Genomic DNA, 6933 nt, shown 5'->3' with positions numbered 1-6933 from the left:
AATCTCCTGGTGACGGCCGACGGCCGAGAGGCATTCGTGGATCTGGAGACGGTGTGTATTGGACCGCCGGAATGGGATCTTACTCTGACGGCCCTCTACTACGAGTGCGGATGGTTCTCCGCAACACAGTACGTCGAGTTCGTTCAGACGTATGGATTCGATGTGCGCCTTAGCCCGTCGTGGCCGGTGCTGCGGCTGATTCGCATGCTGCGGATGACTTTATGGCTGGCTCAGTCAGCGGACAACGATCCGCAACGACAGCGTCAGCTGAGGCATCGCATCGCGACGTTGCGAGACGGAACCGCTCCCGCCGGCTGGACGGGCTACTAGACCTGCTGGCGCACAGTCTCGGCTACGTGCGCCCGCGCTGCCGCGAGCTCACCTGCAAGGCTCGGCTCCGGGTCGGAGTCTGCGAGGACGGAATCAAGTACGCGAAGGTCATCGCGCAGCCGGCTGGAGTGAACGCCCTGCGCGTCAGTCAAACCAGCCCGTACCGAGTGCAACCCGCTGGCGAAATTGCCGTTGCGTACCTGGAGGCAGGCAATCCTAATCATGGTGAGCGCCCGCGATCTGGCAGCTTCCATCGGATGATAGGAGTACGCCGACTGCAATCGGCTGATAGTCATGGCCATCTGTTGGCGGTCATGGGTGGCCATGGCGATGTCGAACAGGGCATGGCCGGCGTCACCGAGAATCTGGCCGGCATCGGCGTAGTAGCCCCAAACCGGATCTTCTGTCCCATCCAACCCACTGGCCGAGAACTCCTCATCGCATTGAGCGACCGCGCGGATGCACGCTCGCGAATCGTGGCTCTTTGCATAGGCGCGAGCCTCCACGATCCGAACCGCCGCACGTCCCAGTGGGGGAATCTCGCGCCAATCCGAGTGAACAAGGCCAATCACATCAAGAGCGGCCGAGACCTGCCCGACGTACGTGAGATATCTGCCCAGTGTGGTGGCGGTGTGTGCCCGTTGCTGCACGTCCTCGGCTTCGGTGGCCAACTGGATCGCCATAACGAGGTACCGCTGGGTTGTCGCGGGCGCATCACCTGAATCGAAGCACGCCCATCCGGCAAGGTCAGCAAGTCGGGCTGCCGTCGACAGCCAGGTGCGGCGTACCGTCTCTGTGGCCGACGCCTGACGGGCGACCCGGCAGGCCCATTCGAGCTGTCCGGCCATCGCGGCGCGAGCGAGTCCTCCACCGTGCTGGTGGTCCCACTCTTCGAACAAGGCGATGCTGCGTTGAAGCGCCTCGACATGAGGTGACTCGACCCTGGTCGGTGCCTTTAATCCGCGTTCGGACGTCCACGGTCCCGGAAGCTGCGCAAGGTCACCTGGCAGCTTGCCGAACCAAGCAGCCGTTACTTGCCGGCGATCGGGGATCGCGCGGCTTTCGGTGCGTCGCGGGCTGTAGAGGCCGAGTTCGGTGTCGGTGGTGGCGGCGAGCACGTGGCGGAGGGCAGTGCGGCGCTCGCGGCTCGGCCAGCGGTGTTCTCCGCGTTCGAGTTTGCCGACCCAGCGGTGGTCGACGTAGTGGGCGGTGAGGTTTCGCCCGGGGTAGAGGTGGTCGAGGGCGGCGTTGATGGCGTCGGCCAGTTCGGCTCGGGACATGTGCTGGCCGGGCCGTTGCGGTGACGTCAGGCGCTGGCGGGCCTGGACGAGCTGCCTGTTGGGCGTGATGACGGTGTCGGGGTGGCGCGGCATTCTCGCCTCCTTCGCGGTGGCGGGTTGTGTCGGACTGTTCCGTCACCCGTGGTTCAGCAGGGCGCTGAGATGGTCGTCGAAGGACTGCGCGAGGCTTGCCAGCAGGGCTTTGCCCTTGGCTGCGGTGCCTGCTGAGGGCCGGCCGATGACGCCCGTCTTCGTGTACGCGCTCATTCCGTGGAGTAGCAGCATCGGTCGGTCGTCTGCGGCGTGGTCTCCAGCGGTGAAGTCCGCGCCGACCGCGTTGGGCTGTACGTGCAGCAGGATGGACACTTCCAGCTCGCCGGCGTGCATATCGTGGTGGGCGTCGCTGTCCAAGCGCGCGTCTTGCCGGGCCTTTGCCCAGTCAGTGCGGGTGGGGAACAGCGTCATCGAGCCGGGCGTCACGGCGTTGGCGGTCTGCACGATGTTGGACAGCACGTAGTTGCCGCCGTGGCCGTTGACGATGGCCAGCCGGGTGATTCCGCTCGCGGCGAGCGAGGACCGGATGTCCTCGATGATCGCCGAGAGGGTTTGGTGGCCGATGCTGACGGTACCGGCCCAGGCGGCGTGCTCGTGCGAGCACGACAGGGTGATCGGCGGCAGGGCCAGGACGTTGTGCTGTCGTGCGATGGCCGCAGCGATTGCGGTGGCGACGATCGTGTCGGTGGTCAGCGGCAGGAACGAACCGTGCTGCTCGAAGCTGCCGACGGGTAGAACGGCTACCTCTGGTGCGCTCGCGGCGACGTCGGTGCTGGTGATAAGCGGCAGGAGGTCCATGCGGTCATCTTGTCACTGGGTTGTCACTGCGGTGCGGTGCCTGTCGATGAAGGTCCGGGCTGAGGGCAGGGCGCTGTGCCGGCGCAGCGCTATCGCGAGTGGCTGGGTAGCGCGGATGACACGGTAGGAGGCGGTCTCGTCCGCCAGTCGCAGCGCGGTGATTCCGTGGTCGGCAGCGCGTTCCGGGTCGTGGTGCAGGTAGCACTCGGCGAGGTGGGCGTGCCAGAGTCCCGCGTCGATCGGTGCGACGGCGGCTAGGTCGCTGAGGAGTTCCTCGAAGATCGTGGTGGCGGATGTCGGGTCGCCGAGCAAGTGCCGGCAGCGGGCGTCAACTGCGGCTACGTAGCGCGGGTCGCAGTGTCGGGCGAAGTCGTCTTCATCGACCGCGTTGCCGCCGGCGCCGGGCAGCTCATGTCGGGCCGCCATGATTGCGGTACGTGCCTCGTCGTCGCCGCTGGCAGCCAGTGCTTCGGCCATGCGAGTAAGGCACAGCGCGCGGGTTCGGGCTGGTACCGAACGGGGTGCCAGGGAGCGGCGTGAGAAGGCAATCGCGGCGCGGACGTCGCCGTTGTCGAGGGCGCGTTGGCTCTGGCGCATGAGGGTGTAGGCGGCAAGTGATGCGTCATGAGCCTCGATCGCGCGGCGGTGCGATCGGTCAAGCCACGTCCAACCTTCGGGCGGGGCGGTGTTGTCGGCGATCCAGCTCATGAACTCCGACCAGCGGGCATCGACTCGTGCGAGGTGCGGTCGAGCGTGGTCGCCCTGGAGATGATCGAGGACTTTGAGGTACTCCTGCACACGGCCTCTGAGGTGGGGCCAGGTTCGCATGGGTTGGTTCGTGAACTCGTCGAGTGCATGTAGCCATGCCTCTCGATCGCCGTCGAGAAGTTTGCCACCGACGCGGATGTGGAGTGGCCTGCGCGTATCCGGTTGGTCCTGGACGTGGCCGGATCGGATGGCGTCCGGAGTGCGTCGCGGGCTGTAGAGGCCGATTTCGGTGTCGGTGGTGGCGGCGAGCACGTGGCGGAGGGCAGTGCGGCGTTCGCGGCTGGGCCAGCGGTGTTCTCCGCGTTCGAGTTTGCCGACCCAGCGGTGGTCGACGTAGTGGGCGGTGAGGTTTCGCCCGGGGTAGAGGTGGTCGAGGGCGGCGTTGATGGCGTCGGCCAGTTCGGCTCGGGACATGTGCTGGCCGGGCCGTTGTGGGGACGTCAGGCGTTGGCGGGCCTGGACGAGCAGCCTGTTGGGCGTGATGACGGTGTCGGGGTGGCGCGGCATCTCCACCTCCCTCGTGGGGCAGGGTTGCGATCGTTAGCCGAGGTGCAGTTGTGGTACGTCGTACAGGTCGGTGTTTGGTAGCCGGCGCATGGCCGGTGTGCTGATCTCGATGATGAGTATCTCGGTGAGGAATTGAACGGTGGCGTCCAGCAGGTGGCTGGTGTGAGCGGTCGCGCTGTGCTCCTTGAGTCCGGCCGTGAGATGGATATGGGGAAGGATCTTCTGGTTGGTGTCGTCCCAGGCGATGGTGCCGCCGCCGAGGGCTTCGACGTTGGTCAGGTCGACGTGGGCCCAGACGGGGGCGTCGGGGTTGTCGAGGCGTTGACATGTGCCGACGATCTTGGCTGTGGACAGGCCGGCGATGAACATCGGGATGTAGCCCTGTTTGATGCCGTGGGCGCGGCAGGCGTCAGCGAGGGCGGTGAAGAAGTCGTCGCCGTGGTCGAAAACTACACCGATCATTCGTCCTGGGGTCAGGTCGTGGCTACGCATGCGCCGCTGGTGTCTCCGTTCGGTCGCTGGTCTGGGTTGGTGTCGGCTAGGGCTTTGGCGGAAATCCACGGAGTAGAGATTCTGCCAGGGCAGCACCAGTTGGCTCTCCCATAGATGGGAGTGCCGCCCGGAGGGCAGCCTTTAGAGTAGATCGCTGGCCCTTCCCGGAGGTGTCGTACGTGATCAGGTCTGTGGTGTTCGATGTCGGTGAGACGCTTCTGGATGACACTCGGGAGTTCCAGGCGTGGGCTGACTGGCTGCGCGTGCCGAGGCATACCTTGTCGGCTTTGGTGGGGATCGTTGTGGCGCAGGGCCGCAACAACGCCGAAGCGTTTCAGTACCTGCGTCCCGGCATCGATCTCTCGGTCGAGCGTGAGCGCCGTGAGCGTGCTGGTCACGGTGAGATGATCAGCGAGGCTGATTTGTATCCGGACGTTCGTCCTGTCCTTGCTGAGTTGCGGAGACTCGGGTTGTGGGTTGGTGTGGCTGGCAATCAGACCAGCCGGGCCGCCGAGCTTCTGCGGCAGTTGGCGCTGCCGGTCGATGCTGTTGCGACGTCCGGCGAGTGGGGCGTTGCCAAACCGGATCCGCGGTTCTTCACGCGGGTTGTCGAGTTCGCCTGCGGCAGCGCGGACGAGATCCTGTACGTCGGAGACCACCGTGACTATGACGTGACAGCTGCTCAGGCTGCTGGGCTGCGGTCGGCGTTGATCAAGCGTGGCCCTTGGGGACATCTGTGGGCTGGCGACCCTGTGATGGCCGAGCACGGTGTCTGGGTGCTGGAGTCGTTGGAGCAGTTACCCGGTCTGGTGCGGCCGGGTTAGCCGACCGCTGCCGTTGCCCATCGCGCGTACTCGGAGAGGCGGTCGTCCGTCGATGCTCGTGAGCGCAGCAGGGTGAGGACCTGACGCACGTGAGGGTGGATGCGGGTGTGTTCGGGTGCCGCTGTCCTTGCGTGCAGCAGCGCATCGACGGCTTGCGCAGGAGTGCCCGTCTGAGCGTGGGCGCGGGCCAGGTCGATGTAGAAGTGGGAGCGACGTTCGCTGGGAACGGTTGTCGGTGGGGCCCAGCCCTCAGCCGCGCGCAGGGCGGCGTCGGGGTCGCCGGAGTCGAGGGCGAAGGTCATTCTGTGTATGCGGACCGAGGAGGGGCCGAAGGCGGTGCCGTGGTATTCGCCCTCAGGCACCGCCCGTGCGTGAACCTCGGCCTCTTGTAGATGGTCCCAGGCTCGCGATGGTCGCTGGGCGAGGCCAGCGAGTACTGCGGCGCGCATGTGCAGGGCACCATATGCCGCCCGCCAGGTTTGGCTCGTGCAGGAGCTGATGTCGGCTGCGGCCCGCTCCAGCAGCGTCCGTCCCAGGTCCGGTCGGCCGTTGTGAAAAAACAGCTCGCCGCGTACGTACTGTGCGGTCGCCATGATTGCTGGGTCCGATGTGTCTTGAGCTGTACTGGTCATCATGGTGATGATGCGGGCTGACAGGTCGTGGTGACCGAACTTGTCCGCAAGGGCGTCCGCCGCCCGGTACGCCTGAGTCAGCAGGGCGGCGATGCTCTCGTGTCGTGCGCCGGTGCAGGTGAGTCGCGCGCGGTGCAGCTCATCGAGTAGGGCGGGGACAATGGTCGCGAGCTGGTGGTAGTTGGAGGTAAGGCGCAGGCGCACGACCTGGTTCACGGCGGCGCGAAGGTCATCCGCAGGCCGGACCGGGCCGTCGGGGGGAACGTCGAATGCGTCGAGGCAGGCACGGAGTCCGGTGAAATCGATGCGCGTCGGAGCGGGAACGAGGCGGCTCACGGCATCTGGAGCGGGGTCACCGGGTGGCGTTCGTCGTGGGCTGTAGAGGCCGAGATCAGCGTCAGTGGTGGCGCCGAGAGCACGTCGGAGAGCGGCGCGGCGTTGCTCGCTGGGCCAGCGGTGCTCCCCGCGTTCCAGCTTGCCCACCCATCGGTGGTCGACGTAGTGGGCGACGAGGTCCCTGCCCGGGTATAGCCGATCCAGAGCGGCGTTGACCACATCGGCCAGTTCGGCCCGGGACATGCGCTGCCCAGGCCGCCGCGGCGATGACAAACCGGCACGTCTCTCAGCCAGGATCCGGTTCGGCGTGATCATCGTCTCCGGATGACGAGGCACCAACACCTCCCCCCGTAGACCTAACCGGACTCATGCAGATAGGCGAGCGGGCTCGCCGGACGCCCTGAGACGGCCGTACAGGCTCGCGACCTCTTGCTGCCGCCATCGTGGTGGCGAGCACACTCAGAGTCAAGGAGGTCCAGCGGCGCCGAGACCGCGAGGCCGGTCTCGGGCCACGCTGGTGCTGGACGCAATATCGCCAGCCCTTTCTCAGTCCGGCGCGCGCCGCGCCCAGGTCGTGACGCTAGAGGTGCTTGTGCCTCCCCGTCACGTTCGGGATGCGAATCCGCCATCACGAACGGCGGCCGTGAAGACGCGCCATTGTTCCGGGTCGAACCGCAGCACCGGACCGGCGCTGTTCTTCGAGTCCCGTACCAGAACCGGTTCATGAGTGTCGGCGATCTCGACGCAGTTGCCGTCGTCGCTGTAGCTGGACTTGCGCCAGGTGTGCTGGTGCGTCATACCGAGACTCCTTCAGTGAGGTGATCTCAGCAAGGATCCGCGCGGGATTCGGCATGACACGGGCGTAACGTCCATAGCGGACAGTGTGGGATAAGGACGTGGAGCCATCGGTAG

General features: G+C 66.1%; 8 protein-coding genes. 2 read left to right on the top strand and 6 right to left on the bottom strand.

Going from position 1 to position 6933, the window contains the following annotated elements; genetic code table 11:
* On the top strand, positions 1-330 hold a 330-nt coding region (locus ACFHWY_RS27730; protein WP_416583199.1), incomplete at its 5' end, for a phosphotransferase family protein.
* Here ACFHWY_RS27730 and ACFHWY_RS27725 read toward each other — a convergent pair.
* From ACFHWY_RS27725 to ACFHWY_RS27710, 4 genes are read right to left on the bottom strand one after another with little or no spacing between them, the layout of a single operon-like run.
* Entirely contained in the window at positions 327-1703 is a 1377-nt protein-coding gene (locus ACFHWY_RS27725) for a hypothetical protein (protein ID WP_416583198.1), read from the bottom strand. The two genes, ACFHWY_RS27730 and ACFHWY_RS27725, sit on opposite strands and share 4 nt — an antisense overlap.
* 42 nt (positions 1704-1745) lie before the next feature.
* Positions 1746-2462 carry a creatininase family protein gene (locus ACFHWY_RS27720; RefSeq protein ID WP_416583197.1) on the bottom strand — a complete coding sequence of 239 codons (717 nt, stop codon included), beginning with the start codon at positions 2460-2462 and terminating at the stop codon, positions 1746-1748.
* Between the two features lie 12 nt (positions 2463-2474).
* Positions 2475-3737, bottom strand: coding sequence for a hypothetical protein (locus tag ACFHWY_RS27715; protein ID WP_416583196.1), 1263 nt, complete (start codon positions 3735-3737; stop codon positions 2475-2477).
* 33 nt (positions 3738-3770) lie between these two features.
* Positions 3771-4229, bottom strand: a complete 459-nt coding sequence (locus ACFHWY_RS27710; protein WP_416583195.1) for a PPC domain-containing DNA-binding protein — start codon at positions 4227-4229, stop codon at positions 3771-3773.
* 179 nt (positions 4230-4408) lie between these two features.
* Here ACFHWY_RS27710 and ACFHWY_RS27705 point away from each other — a divergent pair, with 179 nt between their 5' ends.
* Entirely contained in the window at positions 4409-5053 is a 645-nt protein-coding gene (locus ACFHWY_RS27705; protein WP_416583194.1) for an HAD family hydrolase, read from the top strand.
* Here the strand turns inward: ACFHWY_RS27705 and ACFHWY_RS27700 are convergent.
* A complete protein-coding gene (locus ACFHWY_RS27700; protein WP_416583193.1) occupies positions 5050-6264 on the bottom strand; it encodes a hypothetical protein in 1215 nt (404 codons plus the stop codon). The two genes, ACFHWY_RS27705 and ACFHWY_RS27700, sit on opposite strands and share 4 nt — an antisense overlap.
* 360 nt (positions 6265-6624) lie before the next feature.
* Entirely contained in the window at positions 6625-6819 is a 195-nt protein-coding gene (locus tag ACFHWY_RS27695) for a DUF397 domain-containing protein (RefSeq protein WP_416583192.1), read from the bottom strand.
* Between the last annotated feature and the right edge of the window lie 114 nt (positions 6820-6933).

The organism is Micromonospora sp. LOL_024 (assembly GCF_048060415.1).
In the GTDB taxonomy this organism is placed as follows: Bacteria; Actinomycetota; Actinomycetes; order Mycobacteriales; family Micromonosporaceae; genus Micromonospora.
Note: the sequence above shows the minus strand (reverse complement) of the source record. Positions and strands in the feature narration are given on the sequence as shown.